The sequence below is a fragment of the Arthrobacter sp. AG1021 genome, assembly GCF_003633665.1.
GTDB classification, from domain to species: Bacteria; Actinomycetota; Actinomycetes; order Actinomycetales; family Micrococcaceae; genus Glutamicibacter; species Glutamicibacter soli.
In genome coordinates, this window is the sequence record NZ_RBLB01000006.1 from 390,256 (window position 1) to 411,294 (window position 21,039).

25 protein-coding genes and 1 riboswitch are annotated in these 21,039 nt (G+C 68.6%); of the genes, 15 read left to right on the forward strand and 10 right to left on the reverse strand.

Annotated features, from left to right (window positions below):
• Nucleotides 1-211 precede the first annotated feature (211 nt).
• Nucleotides 212-595, reverse strand: a complete 384-nt coding sequence (locus DFO58_RS02060) for a hypothetical protein (protein WP_120989175.1) — start codon at nt 593-595, stop codon at nt 212-214.
• A gap of 276 nt (nt 596-871) precedes the next feature.
• Here DFO58_RS02060 and DFO58_RS02065 point away from each other — a divergent pair, with 276 nt between their 5' ends.
• Nucleotides 872-1,402: a putative immunity protein gene (locus tag DFO58_RS02065; RefSeq protein WP_183043085.1), complete on the forward strand. Its 531-nt coding sequence runs from the start codon at nt 872-874 to the stop codon at nt 1,400-1,402.
• A 29-nt stretch (nt 1,403-1,431) separates the two neighbouring features.
• Here the strand turns inward: DFO58_RS02065 and DFO58_RS18715 are convergent, their stop codons facing one another.
• The 3 genes from DFO58_RS18715 to DFO58_RS02075 form a co-directional block, all read right to left on the reverse strand.
• A complete protein-coding gene (locus tag DFO58_RS18715; protein ID WP_286163426.1) occupies nt 1,432-1,761 on the reverse strand; it encodes a hypothetical protein in 330 nt (109 codons plus the stop codon).
• A gap of 8 nt (nt 1,762-1,769) precedes the next feature.
• Nucleotides 1,770-2,399 (reverse strand): tocopherol cyclase family protein, encoded by a 630-nt coding sequence (locus DFO58_RS18720; RefSeq protein WP_286163428.1) that lies wholly within the window; start codon nt 2,397-2,399, stop codon nt 1,770-1,772.
• A 147-nt stretch (nt 2,400-2,546) separates the two neighbouring features.
• Nucleotides 2,547-2,963 (reverse strand): GNAT family N-acetyltransferase, encoded by a 417-nt coding sequence (locus DFO58_RS02075; RefSeq protein ID WP_120989176.1) that lies wholly within the window; start codon nt 2,961-2,963, stop codon nt 2,547-2,549.
• A gap of 93 nt (nt 2,964-3,056) precedes the next feature.
• Here DFO58_RS02075 and DFO58_RS02080 point away from each other — a divergent pair, with 93 nt between their 5' ends.
• Both DFO58_RS02080 and DFO58_RS02085 read left to right on the forward strand, forming a co-directional pair.
• Nucleotides 3,057-3,902: a GNAT family protein gene (locus DFO58_RS02080; RefSeq protein ID WP_286163429.1), complete on the forward strand. Its 846-nt coding sequence runs from the start codon at nt 3,057-3,059 to the stop codon at nt 3,900-3,902.
• Nucleotides 3,899-4,735 (forward strand): MBL fold metallo-hydrolase, encoded by an 837-nt coding sequence (locus DFO58_RS02085; protein WP_120989177.1) that lies wholly within the window; start codon nt 3,899-3,901, stop codon nt 4,733-4,735. The genes DFO58_RS02080 and DFO58_RS02085 overlap by 4 nt, the downstream gene beginning before the upstream one ends.
• A 24-nt stretch (nt 4,736-4,759) precedes the next feature.
• Here DFO58_RS02085 and DFO58_RS02090 read toward each other — a convergent pair whose 3' ends face one another.
• Entirely contained in the window at nt 4,760-5,053 is a 294-nt protein-coding gene (locus DFO58_RS02090; protein WP_120989178.1) for a DUF4287 domain-containing protein, read from the reverse strand.
• A gap of 187 nt (nt 5,054-5,240) precedes the next feature.
• Here DFO58_RS02090 and DFO58_RS02095 point away from each other — a divergent pair, with 187 nt between their 5' ends.
• Nucleotides 5,241-6,023 carry an alpha/beta hydrolase gene (locus tag DFO58_RS02095; RefSeq protein WP_120989179.1) on the forward strand — a complete coding sequence of 261 codons (783 nt, stop codon included), beginning with the start codon at nt 5,241-5,243 and terminating at the stop codon, nt 6,021-6,023.
• 36 nt (nt 6,024-6,059) lie between these two features.
• On the opposite strand, the gene DFO58_RS02100 is transcribed toward DFO58_RS02095, so the two are convergent.
• Nucleotides 6,060-6,842 carry an alpha/beta hydrolase gene (locus DFO58_RS02100; protein WP_120989180.1) on the reverse strand — a complete coding sequence of 261 codons (783 nt, stop codon included), beginning with the start codon at nt 6,840-6,842 and terminating at the stop codon, nt 6,060-6,062.
• Between the two features lie 47 nt (nt 6,843-6,889).
• Here DFO58_RS02100 and DFO58_RS02105 point away from each other — a divergent pair, with 47 nt between their 5' ends.
• The 4 genes from DFO58_RS02105 to DFO58_RS02120 all read left to right on the forward strand — a co-directional run bounded on the left by DFO58_RS02105 (nt 6,890) and on the right by DFO58_RS02120 (nt 11,115).
• Nucleotides 6,890-8,224, forward strand: coding sequence for a condensation domain-containing protein (locus DFO58_RS02105; RefSeq protein ID WP_120989181.1), 1,335 nt, complete (start codon nt 6,890-6,892; stop codon nt 8,222-8,224).
• 86 nt (nt 8,225-8,310) lie between these two features.
• Entirely contained in the window at nt 8,311-9,606 is a 1,296-nt protein-coding gene (locus DFO58_RS02110) for a DUF1254 domain-containing protein (protein ID WP_120989182.1), read from the forward strand.
• A gap of 64 nt (nt 9,607-9,670) precedes the next feature.
• Nucleotides 9,671-9,892: a KOW motif-containing protein gene (locus DFO58_RS02115; RefSeq protein WP_113606508.1), complete on the forward strand. Its 222-nt coding sequence runs from the start codon at nt 9,671-9,673 to the stop codon at nt 9,890-9,892.
• Between the two features lie 137 nt (nt 9,893-10,029).
• A complete protein-coding gene (locus DFO58_RS02120) occupies nt 10,030-11,115 on the forward strand; it encodes a tellurite resistance/C4-dicarboxylate transporter family protein (protein ID WP_120989183.1) in 1,086 nt (361 codons plus the stop codon).
• A 25-nt stretch (nt 11,116-11,140) separates the two neighbouring features.
• Here the strand turns inward: DFO58_RS02120 and DFO58_RS02125 are convergent, their stop codons facing one another.
• From DFO58_RS02125 to DFO58_RS02135, 3 genes are all read right to left on the reverse strand, one after another.
• Nucleotides 11,141-11,647 carry a DinB family protein gene (locus tag DFO58_RS02125; protein WP_053798472.1) on the reverse strand — a complete coding sequence of 169 codons (507 nt, stop codon included), beginning with the start codon at nt 11,645-11,647 and terminating at the stop codon, nt 11,141-11,143.
• 51 nt (nt 11,648-11,698) lie between these two features.
• The gene (locus tag DFO58_RS02130; protein ID WP_053798471.1) at nt 11,699-12,541 is read right to left on the reverse strand and encodes a DNA/RNA non-specific endonuclease; all 843 of its coding nucleotides are present in this window, start codon (nt 12,539-12,541) and stop codon (nt 11,699-11,701) included.
• A gap of 286 nt (nt 12,542-12,827) precedes the next feature.
• Complete coding sequence (locus DFO58_RS02135; RefSeq protein WP_220668521.1) at nt 12,828-14,939, reverse strand: FAD-dependent oxidoreductase; 2,112 nt, start codon at nt 14,937-14,939, stop codon at nt 12,828-12,830.
• 367 nt (nt 14,940-15,306) lie between these two features.
• Here DFO58_RS02135 and DFO58_RS02140 point away from each other — a divergent pair, with 367 nt between their 5' ends.
• The 5 genes from DFO58_RS02140 to DFO58_RS02160 all read left to right on the forward strand — a co-directional run bounded on the left by DFO58_RS02140 (nt 15,307) and on the right by DFO58_RS02160 (nt 18,788).
• The gene (locus DFO58_RS02140) at nt 15,307-16,008 is read left to right on the forward strand and encodes a VOC family protein (RefSeq protein ID WP_120989184.1); all 702 of its coding nucleotides are present in this window, start codon (nt 15,307-15,309) and stop codon (nt 16,006-16,008) included.
• A 129-nt stretch (nt 16,009-16,137) separates the two neighbouring features.
• Nucleotides 16,138-16,869, forward strand: coding sequence for a lysoplasmalogenase (locus DFO58_RS02145; RefSeq protein ID WP_120989185.1), 732 nt, complete (start codon nt 16,138-16,140; stop codon nt 16,867-16,869).
• Nucleotides 16,870-16,926: 57 nt separating this feature from the next.
• Entirely contained in the window at nt 16,927-17,742 is an 816-nt protein-coding gene (locus DFO58_RS02150; protein WP_120989186.1) for an alpha/beta hydrolase, read from the forward strand.
• 145 nt (nt 17,743-17,887) lie between these two features.
• Complete coding sequence (locus DFO58_RS02155; protein ID WP_120989187.1) at nt 17,888-18,352, forward strand: GNAT family N-acetyltransferase; 465 nt, start codon at nt 17,888-17,890, stop codon at nt 18,350-18,352.
• A gap of 4 nt (nt 18,353-18,356) precedes the next feature.
• On the forward strand, nt 18,357-18,788 hold the full coding sequence (locus DFO58_RS02160) for an OsmC family protein (protein WP_120989188.1): 432 nt from the start codon (nt 18,357-18,359) through the stop codon (nt 18,786-18,788).
• 200 nt (nt 18,789-18,988) lie between these two features.
• On the opposite strand, the gene DFO58_RS02165 is transcribed toward DFO58_RS02160, so the two are convergent.
• On the reverse strand, nt 18,989-19,285 hold the full coding sequence (locus DFO58_RS02165) for a Fe-S cluster assembly protein HesB (protein ID WP_120989515.1): 297 nt from the start codon (nt 19,283-19,285) through the stop codon (nt 18,989-18,991).
• A 226-nt stretch (nt 19,286-19,511) separates the two neighbouring features.
• A riboswitch (TPP riboswitch) is annotated at nt 19,512-19,616 on the forward strand.
• On the opposite strand from DFO58_RS02165, the gene thiO reads away from it, so the two are divergent.
• Together thiO and thiS are read left to right on the forward strand one after the other, a co-directional pair.
• Nucleotides 19,604-20,800: a glycine oxidase ThiO gene (thiO, locus tag DFO58_RS02170; RefSeq protein ID WP_286163436.1), complete on the forward strand. Its 1,197-nt coding sequence runs from the start codon at nt 19,604-19,606 to the stop codon at nt 20,798-20,800. Its footprint overlaps the riboswitch before it by 13 nt.
• Nucleotides 20,797-21,039, forward strand: a complete 243-nt coding sequence (thiS, locus tag DFO58_RS02175; protein ID WP_120989189.1) for a sulfur carrier protein ThiS — start codon at nt 20,797-20,799, stop codon at nt 21,037-21,039. Before thiO ends, thiS begins: the two co-directional genes overlap by 4 nt.

The following is a 21,039-nucleotide window of genomic DNA, read 5'->3' on the forward strand; positions in this document are numbered from 1 at the left end:
GCCGTGCACGAGAGGCGGTTGACCGGTACTTGAGCCCGTTGGCGACGTGCCGGCAATAATGCGGCACCTGGATGCGTATCCAGTCTACGAGTTGTTCCGATGATCCAGTGCGAGGCGGCGCAAGATGCCCACTGCAAGGCCCAAGATATCGCCAGTCGCCACCTTGCCGGAACCCTGCTTCATCGCTGCGTGCTTCCGGCATGGTGCAGGATCAGGGGTATTCGATGAGGGTCAGCTCGAATTCGGCAGTGGGCAACTCGACATGATCCTCTCCGAAGGGCATGTAGGTCACTGAGTGCAGGAGCCCGTCGAGGACCCATAGCTCCAGCATGCCGAAAGACTCCGAATCCGCGGAGACTTCGAGCATCGTGAACGGCCCGCCGTCGTGGTTGATGAGCGGTGCCGTGGAGCTGGCGGGGATCTGGATCAGGAAACACTTGCAGCCCTCGTATTCGTACCCTCCCCAGCGCGCCGTTTGAAGCTGTCGGCGGGCGCTGAAAGATTCCGGGCCGAGGCCAGAGCACAACCGGTCGAGAAGCTGCTTCTCGGTGGGGGTGAATTCGTCGCCTGCTAGGCGGCCCTCAAATGCTGGCATGCCAACAGCCTATCGGGTGTTCCTTTGTGGCAGGTCTGCCGGCTGAACCAGGCCGGGCGGGACGGCGGTCAGCGAGGCCGGTATTGTGCTTTCAGCGACCTTGCGGGACAAGCGCCGGTGGATGCTGACATGCCGGCGAGAAGTTTTGCCACGCATCGCCAGCGTGCGGCTCCACCGGCACGGTGCGGCCACTGCAGGGAAACTGATCCGATTAAAGTGGTGGAAATGGCGGGGGCAGAGAACCAAGCACTGCATGCGGTGTGCGACTCTTGGTGCATGGCATCAATCCAGACCCTGAGCGATACGCAACGACGCATCCTCGCCCGCTGGGCGCTGGCCTGCGCCGAACGGGTGGTTCCCCTGTACGACGGCGATGAGGCCGGCCGCCGCGTCATCCAGGAGGCCGTGGCCCGGACCCGCGCCTACGGGGAGGGAAAGGCAGACACCGCCGATCAGATCCGTAAGCGCTTCGCGGCGGGGAAAGCCGCGAAGTCCGCTGGCACCGCCGCCGGAGCCTCGGCGGCCAGATCGGTGGCCCAAGCGGCGTCGGTCGCGCATATGGGAGCGCATGCGCTGGGCGCTGCGGCGTACGCGGTGAAGGCCGTGGACTTGGCGTGCGAGGACGAGCCGAAGGCAAGCGCCGCAGAAATCCGGTGGCAGGTGCAGCAGCTGGGTGACCGGCAGCGGATGGCGTTGCGCGAGTTGCCGTTGCTGGGGACTGATTCGTCTGGACCGCTGGGACCGGGCTTGCTCTGCACCGGGATCCTGGGCGCCACCATCCGCGCCATCCAGGCCGAACTCGGCTGATCGAAGTGTGCCGGCCTGCGTTGCGCGGGTCAGTTTTCCCGCCGCATCGGAGGTGCAGATTCCAGCGTTTCCCCAAGCCCGCGCCGGCGGAGTTCCTGCCGGGCCCGTGCCAGCCCGCCATGTTCCAGCGCGGCCAGCGCGGTGCGGCCTTCCCAGACCAGCAGCCCATGACGGCGCACGGTCACTTTCAGCTCACCGGCCAGATGCTCCAGGTCTCCGGGGACATTGCGGCGCTCGCTGGGCAGCGGAACTGGCAGCACGAACGCCGCATCGAGCGGGGCGGAGGCTTCGATATCGATGCGCCAACCGTAGCCGCGGCCGGACAACCGCCACTGCTCGTCGCCGGTGCGCGTGGCCACCGGGCTGATCAGCGGGTTGCCCAGACGGATGACCCGGCATCGGGCAAGCGCACAACCAGTCCGGTGACCTCGGTGCGCAGCGGCCCGGCGGTGACCAGGCCTCCGGCGAACGCGACGCAGGCCAGCGGATCCGCGAAGCCCTGGGCCTGGCCCCACCACCAGGAGTCCGGGAAGCCTTCGCGCCCCCAGTTCTTCTCCGCGTACACCTGCGCATTCTCGAACTCCCACACGGAATCGCCCAGAGCCGCGGTGCCGCAGGCCCTGCCGCCCAGCAGCCACGGGTGCCAGTACTGGTTCAGGCCCGGCACCATCTGGAATACGCTGGAACCGCCCAGCGCACGGTGCGGCCAGGGCAGCGGATCGCGGATCTCCATGTCGAGTCCGGCGCCGGGGCCCAGATCGAGGTGCAGGCGCTGACCGGTGGCATCGAAGGCCCGCAGGCCAGCGCCGGCCCGGACGCCCAAGCGGTCCGGATCGGTCCAGGCCCCGTCGACGGCGGCGGTCCGCAGGAATCCGCTGGGCCAGGCCGCCAGGCCCAGGGTGGCCCACGGCCCGTCGGGCCCCTGGTTGGCTCCGCACAGCGCGATGACCACGCGCCCGGTGTCCGGGTCGGTGATGCGCCAGAAATAGCCCTCCATCGCGACACCGTGGTGCGCACGGAGGGGATGTCCGAACAGCGGATCGGCTCCCGTGGAGCGGTACCGGCGAAGCAGGCCCATGGCCCAGTACAGCACAGCCGCATCGCAGCTGTCGACGCAATGCTGTCGCGGCCATGCCGCCGGCGGTCAGCCGAACCTGACGAACGCCCTGGTGGGATGTTCCAGGTCGCGGATTTCACTGAAGCCCATGGACCGGTAGAAAGCCAGCTGGCGCGGTTCGTCGTCGGTGATCAGGACCTTCTGCCGGACCTCGTCGTAGGGAAGGAACGCCAGACGGAACAGCTCGCTGCCGACCCCGGCGCGCTGGTGCTCCGGAGCCACCAGCAGGTCCTGCAGGTAGGCGATGGTCAGTCCGTCGCCGACGATGCGCGCCAGGCCGACCAGGCGGCCCGCCGCGCGCGCGGCGACCACCGACAGCGATGCGGCGATCGCCGCTTCGAGCCGTTGCGGGTCCTGCGTGTAGGCGGTCCATCCGACCGCGTCGTACAGGGCCAGCAGTTCATCGCGCGCCGGCAGCCGGCCGGATTCGTAGGTGATCGTCATGGTCCCATCCTTGCCGCCCGCATCCCGTGGCGCCACCGAAGGGCACGCCGGGCGGCGGCAGACAAGGGCCGGGGGCATCGGTAGGCTGGGGCCATGAGCATGCACTCGTGGAGATACGCGGCGTCGCGGAATGCCGACGGCGAGGGGAACATCAGCTGGAACGTCCGCGAGCTGTACGAGTCCGACCCCGGCAAGCCTCCGGCGTACACCGCCAACGCCATGGGACCGTTCGGGGAAACCTTGCAGGAACTGCGGCACGACCTGCGGCTGATGTACGCCGACGTGCTGCGGGAGGACCTGCCGATCCTGGACCTGACCGGCGCGGAGCCGGTGCTGGTGGCCGCGGCGCCGCAGGCAGAAGCGCCAGGCAGCGGACGCGGCGGGGCCGGGCAGGATCCCGCGGGGGAGGCGCAGGCTAGCCTGCGGCGGCTGCGGGCCTCCGACGCGGGGGACGTGCTGCGTGCCTTCGCAGCGGGCACGGGCATGGAACGGCAGGGGTCCGTGGGCTCGCCCCGGGAAGCTGAGCGCTATGTGGCGGCGCAGCTGGAACCGGACTCGAACCGGCATCCGTGGGCCGTCGTTCTCCAGGACCGGCTGGTGGGCCTGGTGTGCGTGAACGCCGATGCGGCCAATCGCAGCGGCTGGTTCTGGTACTGGATGGCTTCCGAAACACGCGGCCGCGGGTGGACCAGCCGGGCCGCGGCGGCCGTCGCGAACTGGGCGTTGACCGCCCTGGAGCTTGAACGGCTGGAGCTGGGCCATAGGGTGGACAACCCGGCTTCCGGCGGCGTGGCCCGGGCCGCCGGATTCATCCGCGAGGGAACCGAACGGGCCAAGTTCCCCATCGGCGGGCGGCGCATCGACGTGGCCACTTACGGCCGATTGGCCACCGACCCCTGGCCGGGCCTTGCCGGACTGGCCTTCAGCGAAGAAGCATGAGCGGCGATGGCTGGAGGGAGGTCGGCCCCGGGGTCTTCCAGCGGCGCTACGACCCGCTGGATGTCTCGGTGGGAGCGGTCCTCGGGCCGCACGGGGCGACGATCATCGATACCCGCAACAATCCCGCCGAGGCGCGGGAAATCATTCACGATGTCGCGCGGCGCTTCGGGCAGCCGGTCGTGGCGGTGGTGAACACCCATGCGCACTACGACCACACCTTCGGCAACCAGGTCTTCGCCCGGGCCGGCATCCCGATCTACGGCCACTACCTGATTCCGCGGCACTTCGAGCAGTTTGAAGGGCCCCGGCTGGACCTCGTTCGCGAGCGGCCTGGCCTCGAGCCGGAGATGTCCTGGAGCCAGGTGGAACTGACCCCGCCCACCGCGCTGCTGGACTCCGCGCAGGTCGTGCGTCCCGGGGGACGCGAACTGGAGCTGCTGCCGCTGGGCCCGGGGCATACCGATACCGACCTTGCCATCCGCATTCCGGATGCCGGGGTGTGGTTCCTGGGGGACGTCATCGAGGAATCCGGGCCGCCGATGTTCGGCTCGGGATCCTATCCCTTGGGCTGGCCGCTGGTGCTGGAATCTCTGGCCGAACGCATCCAGGACACCGAGGTGCTGGTGCCCGGGCACGGGGCTCCCGTGGACCGCGCATTCCTGGTCGACCAGGCCGGCAGATTCAGCGCATTGGCGGCGGTGTTGTCGCAGGCGCACGCCGCGGGTGCGACGCTGCAGGAGATCGAGTTCGGCCAGGCCCTGCGCGGCTACTGGCCGGAGGAATTCCTGAAGGAAGCCGCCGCCGACGCGTATCGGCAGCTGTCGGGTTCCTAGCCGGGGCCGGCGGCGGCGCGGCCGTCAGCCTTCCGGCTTGGTGGCGATGCCGTCCAGCCAGAGCGTCTCGGAGTCGTCGCGGTGCACCGAATCCGAGCCGACGTGTTTGGCGCTGATCGTCGGGCCGTTCTGGATGACGTAGACCAGCGCCATCCCGTGGCCCCGTCCCAGCTGGTACTCGTCCTTGAGCCACGCCAGGATCTCGCCGGCCTTCACCCCCGGCTGGTCCAGGCCCTTGGCCGCGGCGAGCTCGACGAGCTGCCGGGGAGTGAGCCCGGTCTTTTTCTCGATGGTGTCCAAATAGGCCTGGAACGACATGCGCTGATCCTTTGAACGAAGTGGCTGATGGTCACATTTTGCACGCGGGTCGGGCCCTTCGGCAAGCGGCCGCGGCAGCTCCCTTCGGGCAGCTCCCTCCGGCTGGCCCAAGGCCGGAGGCTGGACGGCGGCCGAAGAACGGCGGACGGCCGTTGTCCACGGCGGCCGGCGGGCGCACCATGGGCCAATGGATATTCCCACGCGAACCACCGTGGTGCACTACGCCGAACACGGATCCGGGGTGCCGGTGCTCGTTCTCCACGGCGGCGGCGTCGACCACCGCGAGCCGCAGGCCTGCTTCGAGCCGGCCTTCGACGGCGTGCCGGGGTATCGGCGCATCTATCCTGACCTGCCAGGGATGGGGCGAACCGCAGCCGGGCCGGAAATCGGGGGCGCCGAGGATGTGCTGGAGGTCCTGCTCGACTTCGCGGACCGGGCCAGCGGCGGGGCGCCCTACTTGCTGGCCGGCCATTCCGCCGGGGCCTACTACGCGCGGGCGATGGCGTTGGCCGCGCCGCAGCGGGTCGCTGGATTGGCTCTGGTCTGCCTGTTGCTGCCGGGCGATGCCGAGGTTCCCGAGCACCGGGTCCTGGTGCCCGGGGTCCAGAGCGAAGACCGGGGTTTCACGCAGTATTTCGTCCTCCACACCCGCGGCATGCTGGAACGCTATGAGCGCTTCGTGGCGTCCGGAACGCAACTGGCCGATGCACAGGCCATGGAACGGATCGGACGGCATTGGGAGCTGCCCGCTGCGGCGCCTTCCACCTACGAGCCGCCGACGTTGCTGGTGGCCGGGCGGCAGGATTCGACCGTCGGGTTCGCCGGCACGATGCGCGCCGCCGCGGATTTTCCGAACTCCACGCTGGCGGTTCTCGATGGGGCCGGGCACGCCCTGCCCCATGAACAGCCGCTGCTGCTGCGGGCGCTGCTGGTTGACTGGCTTGCCCGGACACGGCGCGGCGCAGGCTGATCCGGGACCCGTGCGACGCGGCAGGCCCGCCGGCGTTCAGCCGGCCCGCCGGGCGACGTCCCGCGCCAGCAGCTGCGGCCAGTCCGCCACCTGTTGCGGTGTCGCGGCCACCTGCAGCTCGGCATGGGGCAGGATGCCCGCCAGCGCCTGCGCGGTGGACAGCGGATGCCCCGGGTCGCCGGTCCAGGCCAGGATCGTGGTCGGGACCGCGACCCGCGCCAGCTGCGCGGCCGGCGGCAGGTCGCTCAGGGCGGCGCCGCGGTAGATCGAGGGCAGCAGCTCCTCGGGCACGTGGGGGAGCACCTGCGGGTTGTCCGCCGCGGCCGGCGGCCGCGGGGATTCCGGGCCGCGCGCAAAATACTCCTGCAGCCCCAGCGCCTCGATGCCCTCGGCCGTGCGCCGGTAGGATTCGGCCTGCGCGGGACGGGTCTGCCAGGCCGTGGGCGGGAGCATCAGCGTGAATCCGCTGAAGCGCTCCGGTTGGCGCACCGCCGCATGCAGCAGGGTGCCGGTGCCCATGGAGGGGCCGACCCCGTGGACCTGTTCGTCGGGAAACCAATAGTCCAGCAGGCGCAGCAGGTCATCGGCCAGCGCCGGCCACAGGTAGTCCTCCGGCACCGGGCGCCCGGTGGAATGGCCGTGGCCGCGGGCGTCGTAGCGCAGCAGCCGCGTGCCGGACAGGGCCCGGCCCAAATCCAGGTTCAGCAGCCGGTCATGGGAGCGGCTGGAGGTCAGGCCGTGCAGCTGCACCACAGGGTGGCCGGCCTCGTCGCTGAACGCCCAGGCGATCCGCGCATTCGGCACGTGGAATTCATGCATCCGCGGCTCCGCTCTGTTCCGGTGGCTTTGCGAATATGATACGTGGTATGCGACTGACCCACATCCAGTATCTGCGCCTGCCGTTCGGCCCGCTGCTCAGCTACGACCTGGACGTGGGCGCGGTGGGGGACCGGCTGCCGGTGTCTTTCGACCAGGCCCGGCACGTGGGGGAAGGCGACCGGCCGGGCTCGTGGATGGCGCTGTCCTTCCGGCTGCCCGGACCCGTGCCGCGCGGCGAGCTCGCGGCCGCCTGGGAGCATGTCGTGGCCCGGCACGGGACGCTGCGCACGGTCTTCACCCCCGGGCCCGGCGGAGACGCCGATCCCGCCGGCGCGCAGCTGCACCAGGTGCGGTTCGGGCCCGGCGCGTGGATCGAGCACCGGGTGGAGCCCGGCGAAACCATGCATGCAGCGGTGCAGCGGGTGCTGGATGCCAGCTGCGCGCCCTTCGAGCGGCCCGCGCACCGGTTGTGCCTGATCGAGACCGCGGACGGCCCGGCGCTGGTGATCGGATCGGACCACTCCCACGTGGACATGTGGTCCATGCTCGTGCTCGCACGGGACCTGGTCGCCGCGCTGGAAGCCATCGGCGCGGGGGCGGAGCCCGGGGTGGAACCGGCCCCGGATTTCACCGACCACACCCGGTCCCTGGCGCGGCAGGCCCCCGCCCCGGACGGGGTGCGCCGGCGCTGGGCGCAGCTGATCGAGGCCGGCGGCGGGGCCATGCCGCGCTTCGGGCTGCCGCTGGGGGATCCGAGTCCGCAGCCCGAACGCGTGGAGGTGCGCGACGTGCTCGGCACCGCGGCCCTGGCCGACTTCTCCGCGCAGGCCAAGGAAGCCGGGGTGTCAACGCTGGCGCTCAGCGTGGCGATGATGACCGAGACCACCGCCGCGCTGGCCGGGGAACCGCTGCGCGCGGTGTTCCCGGTGCACAGCCGCACCGAGCCGCGCTGGTTCGATGCGGTGGGCTGGTTCATCACCAACTCGGTGCTTGAATCCGCGGACCCGGACCCGCGCGCCTGCGCCGCGGCGGTGAAGGAGGCCATCGCGCTGGGCTCCTGGCCGCTGGCGCCGCTGATGGAACCCTTCGGCGGGATGCCGCAGGCGCCGGGCATGTTCGCGGTGTCCTGGCTGGACCTGCGCAGGCTGCCGGTGCAGCTGCCGGCCACCGTGCTGGAGCCGCAGTATGTCAGCGCCGCGATCCGCACCGACTCGGTGATGCTTTGGTTCATCCTGGACGAGGCCGGGGTGCACCTGCGCTGCCGCTACCCGGATACCGGCCAGGCCCGGAGGAACGTGGGCGCTTGGCTGGACGACCTGGTCGCGCGCATGCGCCGCCGAGCCGCAAAGCCGGGCGCAGCACCGCCAATCATCAACGATTGAGGATGCGCCCGGGCGCCCGGCGGGGCAGACTGGGGGCAATGATGCCGGACCGCGGGTCCGGCGCGCCGCCTGAAAGGACCGCTCCCATGAGCCCACGCCGTGAGGAACTGCTCGCTTCCTACCTTTACGCTTTCCCGCTGGTCTTCAACCTGGAGCAGGTGGCCCGCTATGTGGCCACCGGCGTCGGCAAGAATCCCGCCGCGCCGTGGAACACCTTCAGCCACGCCCGGTCGCTGGCCGGTCCCGAGGACACCTTCGTGACCATCAACAACGACACGATCTACTCCATGGCGCAGCTGGACCTGGGCGTCGGACCGATCCTGCTTGAGGTGCCGGAGGCCGCCGGCCGCTACTACGTGCTGCAGTTCGTCAGCGCCTGGACTGACAACTTCGCGTATGTCGGGCACCGCGCCACCGGAACCGGCGCCGGGCGCTACCTGCTGGTGCCCCCGGGCTGGGAGGGCCAGGCCCCGGACGACGCGGTGGTGGTGCGGGTGCCCACGCGCGTCGCCAGCATCGTCGGACGCTGGGCGGTGGACAACGAGGCGGATCTTCCCGCAGCGCATGCGCTGCAGAATGCCACGACGCTTACGCCGCTGGATGCCGCCGCGGTGCCGGCCGGGCTGCCCCCGGTCCCCGAGACCGGTGCGCCGGCGCTGGACTTCTGGGCGAAGTTCCGCGCCTGGAGCCGGGAGTTCGCCCCGGCGCCGCGCGATGGGCAGCTGCAGCGCGGCGCCCTGCAGCTGGCCGAGGCCGGGGAGGAGCAGCTGGAGCAGGCCTTCGCCGCCGGCCGTGCCGCGCTGGATGAGCTGCTGGCCTCCGGGGGCGGAAACGCGGTGGTCAACGGCTGGAACCTGGCCTACCATTCCTTCGACTATAACCTTGACTACTTCGAAGTCGGTTCGCTGGACGAGGACCGCTACAAGATCGCCGATCCGCAGCGCCGCATCGCCCAGCGCGCGGGAGCCGCGTTGGGCGGGCTGTGGGGCAACCAGGCCTTCGAGGCCGCCTACACGGCCACCTACGTGGACCAGGACGAGCAGCCGCTCACAGGTGCGCACAGCTACCGGCTGCACCTGGACCCGACCCCGCCGGTGGGCGCCTTCTGGTCGCTGACCATGTACGACGTGCCCAACTACTTCCTGGTGGAAAACCCCATCGACCGCTACTCGCTGGGCGACCGCACCGAAGGGCTGCAATTCGAGCCGGACGGGTCGCTGGTCATCCACCTCTCCCACCGGGAGCCGGCCGATGCGAGGGATCGCGCCAACTGGCTGCCGACGCCGGCCGGCGCCTTCCGACCGGTGTTGCGCATGTACGAGCCGGATCCGCGGATCCTGAAGCAGGACTACGTGTTCCCGGCGATCACCCGGATCGGCTAGGAGCGCATCCCGGATGCCCGCCGGGGGCTCGCCTCCTTGGCGCCCCCGGCTTAAACTGGCACCCATGAGCGAGAATGCACACCCTGCAGGGGACGCGCAGCCCGGCAACGGCGACCGGTGCCGGGTCGCGGCCGGAACCCACAAGGGAAAAAGCGGAACCGTGGAGGACCTGAACACCAGCAAGACCGGTGCGCTCACCCTCACGGTGCGCCAGGAGGACGGCACGCGCTTCAAGACGCTGGCCCGGAATGTCGTAGTCGAAAGGCGGCACCCTGCCGACGGCTGAGGAACGCGCCGCCCACCTCGCCCGGCAGCACGCATCCGGGCGGCTGGAGGAGCTCTCCGCCGCGCCGCTGTGGCACCGGCGCTAGCGGCCGCGAAAAGGCTCTGTTGCGCGGGGCGTGCGCGTCGTAGGTTGGGCTCATGAGCCCCGACGCAGCGGCAGAATCGACCAGGCACCGGCCCCGGACCCCGGGTGCGGGCGGCGCGCTGGAGCACCTCGCCCCGGGATACTTCGCGCTGGTCATGGGCACCGGCATCGTCTCGATCGGCCTGCACGAGGTCGGGGCCCGGGTGCCGTCGCTGGTGCTGCTGGTGATCGCCGCGGCATCCTACGCGGTGCTCTGGGTGCTGTACATCTGGCGGGCGGCGGCCTGCCGCACGGCCATGCTGCACGATCTGCGCAGCCCCGAAGCGGCCTTCGCCTACTTCACCGTGGTGGCGGGCACCGATGTGCTGGCGGTGCGGCTGGCCGCCGAGGGGCTGCTGCGGGTCGCCGCTCCGCTGGTGCTCTTCGCCGCGGCGCTGTGGTTCGTGTTCGGCTACGTGCTGCCCTGGCAGGTGCTGATGACCCGCGACGGCGAGCCGATCCTGGCGCGCACCAACGGCACCTGGTTCATCTGGGCAGTGGCCAGCCAGTCGCTGGCGATCGGCCTGAGCGTGGTCGAACCGGCCGCCGGGGTGCCCGGGGACGTCGTCGGGCTGCTGGCGGTGCTGTCCTGGTCGGTGGGCGTGGCGCTGTACGCGGGGATCGCGGTGCTGGTGCTGCTGCGCATTGTGCACTTCGGCATCACCCCGCAGCAGTTCGAGCCGCCCTACTGGGTGGCCATGGGCGCGATGGCGATCGCGGTGGTGGCCGGCACCAAGATCGTGCAGATGGACTCCACCCCGATGATCGACGCGACCCGGGTGCTGATCGCCTCCACCGTGGCGGTGTTCTGGAGCTTCTGCCTGTGGCTGATCCCGATGCTGATCGGCGCCGGGGTCTGGCGCCACCTGGTGCGCAAGGTGCCGCTGGGCTACACGCCGGCGCTGTGGTCCATCGTGTTCCCGGTGGGAATGTTCGCGGTGGCCTCGCTGAACCTTGGCCGCGTGGACCAGCTGCCAATGGTGGAGGCGATCGGGCACGGCGCGCTGGCGGTCGCGGTGATCGTCTGGGCGCTGGTGTTCACCGCGATGCTCCGCCACCTGCTGCTGGTATGGATCCGCGGGAGCCGGCGCGCCGCCTAGCCTCGTGCCGTCAAGCCTCGCGGCGTCAGGCTTGGTCTGCGGTGAGCGCACCGGCCGCGTAGGCCGCCTGCCCGACGTGGGCGATGGCGTCGTCCACGATGGACACCAGCCGCACCCCGCGGGTGACCTCCGGAGTCCAGCGCCGGTCCACGATCTCGTCGAGCTCCTCGGCGCCCAAGTGCTCCGCGTAGTCGCCCAGCGCGGTCAGCGAGGCGTCCACGTATTCCAGCAGCAGCTCCTGGTCATCCACCCGGATGGCCTGCGCCTGGGCGGGGGTGTGGCCGTAGCCCATGCCGTCGCCGGCCTCGCCGAGGTTGAAGCGGTCGCGGTAGCGGTGCCACAGCTGCTCCTTGCCCGACAGCGCCGCCAGCTGGATGTCCACCTCGCGCCCGGTGTGCCACAGCAGCCAGGCCACCGAGTTGGGGTGGCCGCCGGGATGCGCGTTCAGCTGCTCGACGCTCAGCGCCGGCAGGCTGCGGGCGGCGTCGATGGGACGGTGGGCCATGCCGGTGAGGATCTCGTTGATGTTCATGCTCGCCATTCTGCTTGATGCACCCGCCCCCGTGCCAGCCCCCGGGGCAAGTCACCACCGGATGCCGGACACCGAGTCGAGCGGGGCCCGGTGCTCAGCTTCCGCCAGGACCAGGTCGTCGGCCTGGTGCACGGCGGCCGGGAAATCGAGCCCGGTGCGCTCCTCCAGCTCGGCGACGGAGATCTGGTAGACCCGGAATTCGTCCAGCGCCATGAATACGCGCAGCCGGTCCAGGTCCTGGGTGAGCATGAAGGCCCTGGCCTTGAGCTGCCCCTCGTGCTCGAAGAGGATCAGCTTCCAGTACTCGGTGGGGATCTGGTAGCCGCGGTAGCGCTGGCCGGTGGCGGCGAAGACCGGGCCGCCGAATACGCTGCAGCGCAGCTTGTCCAGCTCGACGTCCTCGTAGAGCGCGTTCTCCAACCGGCCCCAGAGCCCTGCCTGCCGCGACTGGTTGAAGTCGTCCATCTGCGGGGTGATGTTCGTGAAGTAGAAGGAGTCCTTGTTGGCCTGGGTCGCTTCGCGCTTCGTGCCCCAGGTGAGGTCGGCGCGCCGGGCGAGGTGGCCGCGGTCCAGGTGGTTGTCCGTATACAGGTCGTTGCCGGCCTGGAACTCCTCGGGGACCCGTGGGTCCTTGGCGAAGCTGATCCCGGTGCGCGAGAGCAGCTTGATCTTGGTGCCGTCGATATTCCACGCGACCCAGCGGGCAAGTTTCTGCGTGCCGCTCAGCGTCAGCGAGAAGTGCGTGTAATTGATGACCGGAGACCCGTTGACCTCGACGGAATCAGCGGGGATCTCGGGTTTCGTTGTCGGGTAGTCGATGCGCGTGGCGAGGAACGTGCGGCTGAATCCCGAGCGCGAAGCAACGGCGCTTGCGCGGGTCTGGGTGGCATCCATGGTCTCCTCCTGCACGGGGTATCAGGTGCTGTTGCAGCACGTGGTAGCTACAGGTTAAACCCGCATCGCCAATGACTCCAGAGGGTCATTTAACCCGTTCCTGGCCTGTGGTGATGCGGGGAAATGGCGCAGGGATTCCGCGCTTGCGAGCCGGGGTGCCGTCGGTTGGTATACCCGGTCGCAGCGGGGGATCTCGCGGCCGGCCGCCGGCCGGTCCGGGGGAACGGGAAAACCCGCCGCGGCATCTGCCGCGACGGGTTCTCGCGTGCTGCTCCGGGTGCCGGGCCTAGAGGGAAACGGTGGCTTCCCAGGCCGAGTGCATGGCGCCATGGATGTAGTTCACGGCGCCTGCATCGCCGACCACGTCGACGCTGAAACCAGCGCCGCGCAGCTCGTCAGCGACCGGTGCGGCAGAGGTGGTGCCGTCCGCGTAGACCACCATGTCGGCCGGGGCGCTGAAGGCCTCGCCCGCGACGGTGAACTCAACGGTCTTCTCGGTGATGCGGTCCACGGTGGCGTTGCGGTGGATCTTCACGCCGTGGGCCAGATTGTCCTTGACTGCGGTCCAGCGGCGAGGCATGGCCAGCGGCAGGCCCAGCGCCTGCTTCTCATGGACCAAGGTGACCTTGCGGCCGCGCTCGGCGAGGAACTCTGCGAGCTCCAGGCCCACCAGCGAACCGCCGATGACCACAACGTTCTTGCCCATCGGCAGCCAGAACTTGGTGAACTGGCGGACGAACTCAGGGGACTTGGTCAAACCCGACAGGCGGCCCATCTTGCCCATGGTGCTCAGCACCAGGCCGGCTTCGGCGGCGGTGGCGGTGCCCAGCATCATGGCGCGCAGGGTGTCGCCGGTCTGCACGTTCGGCAGGTCGCCGCCTGGCATGTCGGGCTTCGGGCGCACCGCGCCGGTGGCGACGATGACGTGGTCCGGGTTCAGCGCGCGGATGGTTTCCAGGGTGGCGGGGGTGTTCAGCTTGATGGCAACATGCAGGCGCTTGAGCTCGGACTTCAGCCAGCGCAGCAGGCGCTCGTTGTCCGGTGTGGTCATGGTGGAGAACCACATGGTGCCGCCCAGGCGGTCGGCCTTGTCGATCAGGGTGACGCGGTGGCCGCGTTCGGTCAGCACGCGGGCCGACTCCATGCCCGATGGGCCCGAGCCGACAACCACGATGTGCTTGGCGGCGCTGGCCGGCTTCAACGGCAGCAGCTTCTCGTTGCCCAGCGCAGGGTTCACTGCGCAGAACGGGGTGTCGTCGAAGAAGTTCTCTCCCACGCACAGGTAGCAGTTGATGCACGGGCGGACCTGGTCGAACTTGCCTTCGCGCAGCTTGTTCGGCAGTTCCGGGTCGGCCAGCAGCTGGCGGCCCATGGCGGCGAAGTCGACCTTGTTGGAGGCGATGGCCTGCTCGGAGATCTCCGGAAGCATGCGGCCCACGGCGATGACAGGGATGGACACATGCTTCTTGATTTCGGCGGCGTTTTCCAGGTAGGCGCCGACCTTGTTCGGCAGCGGGCCGTCGGTGAAGTTGTCGAACGGGTTGCGACCCCAGCCGGTGACGTGGATGGCGTCCGCGCCAGCTGCTTCGAACATCTTGGAGGCTTCGATGGACTCCGGAAGGCTCAGCGCGCCGTCCTGCCCGTATTCCTCGCCGGCCACGCGGACCAGGATGGCGATCTTGTCGCCCACGCGTTCCTTGACCGCGGCGATGACCTCGCAGGCCAAGCGGGCGCGGTTCTCCAGCGGGCCGCCGTATTCGTCGGTGCGCTTGTTATCGCGCTGGTTCAGGAAAACGCCCAGGATGTAGCCGTGGGCCACGTGGATCTCGATGGCGTCGGCCCCGCCCTTGGCGACGCGCTCGGCGGCGTCGGCCCAGGAGGTGATCAGCCAGTCGATATCTTCCTTGGTCATCTCGTGGTAGCTGATCTGCTTGCCCGCGGTGGCCGCGCCCATCTTGGCGAGCTCCTCCGGGGTACAGTCGGCCAGCGCGTCCATGGAGTAGCGGTAGTCCGGCTCGTTCGGGGCGAAGACCGGGCGGTCGTTGGCGGTGTCCACGCGCGCGACCTTGCCGTGGTGGGTGGACTGGATGCACAGCTTGGAGCCGGCTGCGTGGATCGCGTCGGCCAGCGCCTTGATGCCCGGGATGTACTTGTCATCCGAGAGGCCTGGCTCCTTCATCGACGCGGCGCCGTAAGGGAAGGCGATAGCGCAGGCACCGGTGATGATCAGGCCCGCGCCGCCAGCGGCGCGGGATGCGTAGTGATCGATTTCGGACTGTTCGATCTCGCCGCCCTCGGACACGTTCATGTCCATGGCTGGCAAAACAATCCGGTTCGGGGTAGTCATCGGACCGATGCGGCCCTCTGACATCAGGTGTGGAAATGTCTTGGTGCTCATGCAAGTATCGTACGACTGAATTAATCATGAAAAAGCATGTCAGAAGCCGAAAAATGACCCCAAAAACACGGATTAAATTCAGCGCTTTATGCTTGGATCCAAGTCAGCCGATGGTTCGCGCGGATTCAGGGAAATAAGCAGGGTGCATTTCGTCCTGCAGAACTACCGTTTTACCTTTGACTAAGTCAACGAAATTTAGGGGAATTTCTTTGTTTTCCATTGACTAAGGCCACATTCTTCAGAATTTCCTGTCCCTTGCCGAATGATCCCCAGACGTTTTGGGTCTCCGGTCGCGGGACCGCCAACCGCCGAAAAATTTCGTTCAGATTTCTCTCGCCGCCCGGTGCCGGGCAGATAGGGTATACCCATGTTTTTGGAGAACATCGTTTTCGACGCCGCCGACCCCAGGGCCGCAGGCCTGTACTGGCAGGACTTGTTGGGATGCGAGCAGCTCACCGACACCGAGGAAGGCTTCGAGACCAGGTGGGCGGTCCCCGGCGGTCCGGTGTTCGATTTGTGTTTCCCGCGCGTGGAGCCGGTCCGGCGCTCGCGCCAGCGTGTGGTCCTTGGCCTGGTGGCTGCAGGTCTGCCGGATTCCGGTGATGCTGCGGAAGGCACCGTGCACAGTGATCCGGAAGGCAACACGTTCACCCTCGCTGGAGGGTCCCCGAGGCAAATCCAGGAAGCGCCGCTGCAGCTGCGGACTATCAGGCTGGAATCGAGCGATCCGGGGCGCGACACTCAATTCTGGGCGGGCCTGTCCGGGTGGCAGATCGACCAGCCCGGCAAGTTGACGGCGCTGCGCCATCCCACCGGCCAAGGCCCGCGACTGGAATTCGTTGCCGAATCCGAGGCCAAGGGCAAGGGTGAGAAGAACCCTGTGCACCTCGATCTTCGGCTGGAATCCGGTGATGACCCTCTGGTTGTTGCGGAACGGATCGCCGCGGCCGGCGGCCGCGAACTGCCTTCGCAGTGGGGCTCGCTGCCGTGGCGCATTTACCAAGATCCCTCGGGCAACGAGTTCTGCGTGCTACCGGCTCCCGGCGCTGCGCAGGAAGAAAGTGATTGACGCCCCACGCGGACGGCAACCCGGGTATTGCTCCGGTTAGCCATGCTGGCTAGTGTCTTCCCCAAGGCCGGTGCCGTGCTTGGCATGTGAACAGACGGTCCGTAAACCAGTTTCACGAGCGGGGGAGCGATGGGCATCGACGGGGTTCGTCTGGGACCGGGGCATGGCACGCACGTCGGCCCATTGGCGCGGGTGTTCCTGGCCTTGCTGCTGGCGGTTTCGCTGATCCACCTGGTGTCGCAGCTGCTCGCCTCGGGGCAGCTGCTCGGTGAGGTCACTCAGGTTCTGCTGATGCCGATGCTCGGCGGGTACGTTCTCGGCTGCACGCCGGCTCCTCGGAGCAGCCTGGTCAGGCTGGCGCTGGTCGCGGTGATCTTCTCCTGGCTTGGGGATTCGATCCCTCGGGTGCTTCATGGAGATCCGGGATTCCTGAGCATGGTCGGATCCTTCCTGATGGCGCAGGTTTTCTATATCGTGCTCCTGCGCCGGTGGTGGCGCAGCTCGGTGCTCCGCCGCCCGGTCTGGCTGCTGCCGTATCTGCTGGTGCTCGCTGGGCTGGTGGTGCTGTGCGCCCCGTCGGCCGACGCGCTGCTGGTGCCGGTAATCGTCTACGGGCTGGCGCTGGTGACGATGGCGGTGCTCTCGACCGGGACCGGGTTGAAGGGCGGCCTGGGCGGGGCAATTTTCTTCTTCTCCGACTCGCTGATCGCGTTGCGCTCGTTCACCGACATCGATGTTCCGGCCCAGGACTTCTGGATCATGCTCACCTACATTCTTGGACAGTTTCTGCTGGTGAGCGCTATTTTGGACAAGGACAACGCGGCCATCGGAGCCGCGAGGCAACAAGCCGCCGGACGATGATCCGTTCGAGGCCCGCGCCGAGATGACGCCCCAGCCTCGAAGGAATGGCCCCTGAGCATGAACCAGCACCACATTGACGGCGTGCAGAAAGTTGCCGGCCACGGGATCCCGTTGGTGCTGGTTCACGGGCACGGGGTCGACCACCGGATTCTCCTGGCGCTGGACGAGGTGCTGGCGGCGACCGGCATATTCCAGCGGATCTACGTTGACCTTCCCGGCATGGGAGGCACTGCTGCGCTGGATGGCGCCGCCGGCCTGCCGGAGATCGCCGATTGGCTTCAGCAGCTGATCCGTCGGCAGTGCGGGGACCGGCCATTCGCGATGATCGGCAACTCGCTCGGGTCGCTGCTGGCCCAGGAGATGGGCGACCGCTTCGGCGCCCAGGTGATGGGCATCGCCATGCTGGCGCCCTTGGTGTATCTGGCGCATTCGCAGCGGACCGTGCCTCCGCGGGAAATCCTGCTGCAGGATCCCGAGCTGCTGGCTGGGCTGCCGGCGCAGGATGCCGACCATTACAAACAGATGTCGGTGCTCCAGACCGTGGAGAACTGGCAACGCTTCCGCACCCATGCACTGCCCGGGATCCGCGCGGTGAACCTGCGTTCGCTGGCCAAGCTGTCCAAGCGCTACTTCCTGGACGAGCTGCCGGTCGAGCGCACCGGACAGCTGCGCTGCCCGGTGCTGATGCTGTGCGGGAAACATGACCACGTCACCGGTTTCGCCGATCCGCGCAGGCTCGCGGCGAGGTATCCATCGGCCGAAATCGTTGTTGTTCCTGCGGCGGGGCACAACGTGCACCTTGACCAACCAGATATTGTGGCAGAGGAAATTACCGGCTGGGCCAAGGCGGTTTCTGCCTTCGCTGTGTCGTGAGTTGTGACAGTCCGAGATCCCCGGGCCCGCTTTTACGGCGCAGATGAGTCGTTACTTGTTACCTATCCGTGCTTCTCTGTGGCATCTCACAAGGAGAAAATAACGAGACAACACGCGGAGTATTCCGCAGCTGGGAGGAGTGGCAATGTCTGAGATGCTCGTTCTTCGCAATTGGACCAGCGTGGAGGAAGTCCCTGAACTCCTGGATGTTTGGCGCAACTCGGTGGAGGGAGGACGCGACTTCCTCTCGGCCGCCGATGTGGACGCCGTCGCCAACGCCCTCGAAGCGGTCTACTCCCAGCGCGTCTCGGTGAGGATCGCCCAGCTGGGCCAGGAGATCGTCGGCTTCGCCGCCTGGAGCCAAACGCAGATCGAGCTCTTATGGGTGCGCCACCACGACCGCCACCACGGTGTGGGCAGCGCGCTGCTGAAGGACATCCTCACGCTGTGCCCGGCGACCTGCATCCAGATCAATGGGCAGAACGCGAGCACCCTGTCGTTTTTCCTCGACCACGGTTTCGAGGTTGAAAAGGAAGCCGAGCACACCGACCCGCTGGCCCGGATCCAGCTGCGCCATGTCCAGCTTTCCGCCCCGGACGTGTCACGATAGATCCATGAGCGAAAACACCCGTGAACTGCGTGAAGTCAAAGTCGAACGAGTCGAATCCAGGAAGTACCGGGCGACCAGCGCCGAGAGCGGCGCCAGTTTGGAGTTCGGCCAGGGCGAGGGGCTGCTGACCCCGGTGGAGCTGCTGCTGGCGGCCATCGCCGGCTGCTCGGCCATCGACGTCGACGTGGCCACCACCCGGCGCAGCGAACCGGAGAAGTTCGAGGTCGCCGCCAGCGGCTACAAGCTGAACGAGGACGGCGCCGGGCGCATGGACGACATCACGATGTCTTTCGACCTGAAGTTCCCCGACACCGACGAGGGCCGCAAGGCCGCCGGCATGGTCGAGCGCATCGTGAAGCTCTCCCATGACAAGTACTGCACGGTCTCGCGCACCGTTGAGCTGGGGGCCAAGGTCGCCAGCGAGATCGTCGACTAGCGGACATCCAACCGCGGCGGGAAGCCGGCAGGGAGCCGGCGCGTCACTACGCCGCATCACAACATAGCCAACATGCAACTGCCCGGTGCAGCGGCTCTGGATGCGGATTCGGGAAGACCGGATCCGCACGAGCGCTGCCCGGGCAGTTGCGCGTGCGCGGCCGCGCCGGGGACCAGCCCCAGGTTGCGGATGGCGCAAGCCTAACGCTGGGCCAGGACCTGGAAGGTGATGGTTCCCTCGGCATCCACGTTCGCGTCGAGCACCTTGTCATCCAGGGCGTCGGTGACCAGCTCGTCGAGGAAGACGGGGCTGCCCTCGCCCTGGATCACCTGGTCCGCCGGCTGCGGGCCGTCGACGACCCGCACGGCGAAACGCTCGGTCTGCTGGCCGTCGGTCTCCTCGGCGGGCTGGATGCGGAGCCCCGCCTCGGTGTCCTCCGTCTGGTTGGTGACCAGCGAGGTCACGATCGCATCGGCCTGATCGGTCAGTGTCAGCACTGTGTTCTCCTTCCGGTTGCGGTGCCGCCCGGTTCCGGGCGCCTTCACGCCACGCTTCCCTACGAGCCGGGGCGCGGGCAAATGAATTCATGGATCTTTGAGGATTTACCCATCCGGCACCTTGGAACGACGCGCCCAGGACCCCCGGACCGCCGCCGCCGCGCGCAAAGATGACGCGCCCGCGGCGCACAGTTGGCATTTGTGGTGCAGCTCATGCCTATAATCGCTTCAACTCCGCGGGAGCCTGAACCGACCAGGCTGAGAGGGCACCGAGCCGACCGCTACACCTGATGCGGGTCATGCCGCCGTAGGAAGGAAGTGCCTTCGTTGCACGTTGCCATCATCGGGGCCGGGATCATCGGCCTGTCCACCGCCTTCGAACTGCGTTGGCGCGGCTGCGAAGTCACCGTCATCGACCCGGACTCCGGGCAGGGGGCAAGCCGCGCCGCCGCCGGCATGCTCGCCCCGGCCGCCGAAACCACCTGGGGCCACGGAATCCTGCATGAACTGCTCGGCGCCTCGAACCAGGCCTACCCGGATTTCGTGCAGCGCATCGAGCAGGCCACCGGACGGCGCCCGGACTACCTGGAGAATGCGACCCTGGTGGTCGCCGCCGAACCGGCCGACCGCGACGCCCTGCACGAGCTGGTGCAGCTGCAGACGTCCCTGGGCTTCAGCGCGCAGACCCTGCTGCCCAGCGCCGCCCGCCGGCTGGAACCGGCGCTGGCCAGCAACATCGCCGGCGCGGTGCGCTGCGCCGGGGACCACCAGATCGACCCGCGCTCCGTGGTGGCGATCCTGGCCGGGCACCTGGACGCCCAGCTGGTCCGCGAACCGGCCGTCGAGCTGCTGCAGCGTGCCGGGACCACCCACGCGGTGCGCACCGGCAGCGGCCGGATCATCGAGGCGGACCAGGTGGTGCTCGCCGCGGGCCTGGGCACCGTAGCCGGGACGCCGGAACTTCCGCTGCGCCCGGTCTACGGGGACATCTTCCGGCTGCAGGGCCCTGCGGGCCCGCGGCTGCTCACGCACACGGTGCGCGGGATCGTGCATCGCGACCCGGTCTACCTGGTGCCGCGCGCGGACGGCTCGCTGGTGCTGGGCGCCAGCAGCCGCGAGGACGGCAACGAGGCGGTCAACATCGGGCAGATGCACAAGCTGCTGGACAACGCCCGCCGCCTGGTGCCCGGGATCGTCGACTGCTCGCTGAACGAGGTCATCGCCCGCGCCAGGCCCGGCACTCCCGACGACCGGCCGCTGATCGGGCGGCTGGATGACGGAATGGTGCTCTCCACCGGCTATTCCCGCCACGGGGTGCTGCTCACCCCGTTCGGCTCCTCGCTGACCGCGGACCTGGTCCTGGGCCAGCCGCCGCACGCGGAGCACGCCCGGGCCGTGGACCCCGCGCGCTTCAGCGGCGGGAGTGCGCCGGACCCGGCAGGACTTTCCCGAGCTGAAACTTCCCGCACCGACCCTTCACGACTTGCACCGACCCGAATGGAGCTGCACCGATGACCATCGACATCACGCTGAACTCAACCCCCACCACGATCCAGCAGGGTTCCACCCTGCGCGATCTGGTCTCCGCGCACCTGGGCCGCGAACTTGACGAACACGGCCAAGCCGCCGACGGCACCAAGCTGGGCCTGGCCGTCGCCGTGAACGGCGCGGTGGTCCCGCGCAGCGCCTGGGCGCAGCGGGAATTGGCCGCCGGCCACACCGTCGAACTCGTCACCGCCGCCCAGGGAGGCTGA

Excerpts from the sequence above, each read along its gene's own strand:
- DFO58_RS02060 (WP_120989175.1), bottom strand. The coding sequence starts at position 595 with ATGCCAGCATTTGAGGGCCGCCTAGCAGGCGACGAATTCACCCCCACC.
- DFO58_RS02065 (WP_183043085.1), top strand. The coding sequence starts at position 872 with ATGGCATCAATCCAGACCCTGAGCGATACGCAACGACGCATCCTCGCC.
- DFO58_RS18720 (WP_286163428.1), bottom strand. The coding sequence starts at position 2,399 with ATGGAGGGCTATTTCTGGCGCATCACCGACCCGGACACCGGGCGCGTG.
- DFO58_RS02075 (WP_120989176.1), bottom strand. The coding sequence starts at position 2,963 with ATGACGATCACCTACGAATCCGGCCGGCTGCCGGCGCGCGATGAACTG.
- DFO58_RS02080 (WP_286163429.1), top strand. The coding sequence starts at position 3,057 with ATGAGCATGCACTCGTGGAGATACGCGGCGTCGCGGAATGCCGACGGC.
- DFO58_RS02085 (WP_120989177.1), top strand. The coding sequence starts at position 3,899 with ATGAGCGGCGATGGCTGGAGGGAGGTCGGCCCCGGGGTCTTCCAGCGG.
- DFO58_RS02090 (WP_120989178.1), bottom strand. The coding sequence starts at position 5,053 with ATGTCGTTCCAGGCCTATTTGGACACCATCGAGAAAAAGACCGGGCTC.
- DFO58_RS02095 (WP_120989179.1), top strand. The coding sequence starts at position 5,241 with ATGGATATTCCCACGCGAACCACCGTGGTGCACTACGCCGAACACGGA.
- DFO58_RS02100 (WP_120989180.1), bottom strand. The coding sequence starts at position 6,842 with ATGCATGAATTCCACGTGCCGAATGCGCGGATCGCCTGGGCGTTCAGC.
- DFO58_RS02105 (WP_120989181.1), top strand. The coding sequence starts at position 6,890 with ATGCGACTGACCCACATCCAGTATCTGCGCCTGCCGTTCGGCCCGCTG.
- DFO58_RS02110 (WP_120989182.1), top strand. The coding sequence starts at position 8,311 with ATGAGCCCACGCCGTGAGGAACTGCTCGCTTCCTACCTTTACGCTTTC.
- DFO58_RS02115 (WP_113606508.1), top strand. The coding sequence starts at position 9,671 with ATGAGCGAGAATGCACACCCTGCAGGGGACGCGCAGCCCGGCAACGGC.
- DFO58_RS02120 (WP_120989183.1), top strand. The coding sequence starts at position 10,030 with ATGAGCCCCGACGCAGCGGCAGAATCGACCAGGCACCGGCCCCGGACC.
- DFO58_RS02125 (WP_053798472.1), bottom strand. The coding sequence starts at position 11,647 with ATGAACATCAACGAGATCCTCACCGGCATGGCCCACCGTCCCATCGAC.
- DFO58_RS02130 (WP_053798471.1), bottom strand. The coding sequence starts at position 12,541 with ATGGATGCCACCCAGACCCGCGCAAGCGCCGTTGCTTCGCGCTCGGGA.
- DFO58_RS02135 (WP_220668521.1), bottom strand. The coding sequence starts at position 14,939 with ATGAGCACCAAGACATTTCCACACCTGATGTCAGAGGGCCGCATCGGT.
- DFO58_RS02140 (WP_120989184.1), top strand. The coding sequence starts at position 15,307 with ATGTTTTTGGAGAACATCGTTTTCGACGCCGCCGACCCCAGGGCCGCA.
- DFO58_RS02145 (WP_120989185.1), top strand. The coding sequence starts at position 16,138 with ATGGGCATCGACGGGGTTCGTCTGGGACCGGGGCATGGCACGCACGTC.
- DFO58_RS02150 (WP_120989186.1), top strand. The coding sequence starts at position 16,927 with ATGAACCAGCACCACATTGACGGCGTGCAGAAAGTTGCCGGCCACGGG.
- DFO58_RS02155 (WP_120989187.1), top strand. The coding sequence starts at position 17,888 with ATGTCTGAGATGCTCGTTCTTCGCAATTGGACCAGCGTGGAGGAAGTC.
- DFO58_RS02160 (WP_120989188.1), top strand. The coding sequence starts at position 18,357 with ATGAGCGAAAACACCCGTGAACTGCGTGAAGTCAAAGTCGAACGAGTC.
- thiS (WP_120989189.1), top strand. The coding sequence starts at position 20,797 with ATGACCATCGACATCACGCTGAACTCAACCCCCACCACGATCCAGCAG.